This window comes from Pseudomonas sp. SIMBA_067, assembly GCF_046534675.1.
In the GTDB taxonomy this organism is placed as follows: domain Bacteria; phylum Pseudomonadota; class Gammaproteobacteria; order Pseudomonadales; family Pseudomonadaceae; genus Aquipseudomonas; species Aquipseudomonas putida.
Map to the genome: position 1 here is coordinate 1 of NZ_JAWRYH010001441.1, position 232 is coordinate 232.

Genomic DNA, 232 nt, shown 5'->3' on the forward strand with positions numbered 1-232 from the left:
CCGTGCCAGCAGCCGCGGTAATACGGAGGGTGCGAGCGTTAATCGGAATTACTGGGCGTAAAGCGTACGCAGGCGGTTTGTTAAGCGAGATGTGAAAGCCCCGGGCTCAACCTGGGAACTGCATTTCGAACTGGCAAACTAGAGTGTGATAGAGGGTGGTAGAATTTCAGGTGTAGCGATGAAATGCGTAGAGATCTGAAGGAATACCGATGGCGAAGGCAGCCACCTGGGT

General features: G+C 53.9%; 1 rRNA gene. It reads left to right on the plus strand.

The window, feature by feature from the left end:
* Positions 1-232 (plus strand): 16S ribosomal RNA (locus SB765_RS34175); the annotation flags it as partial.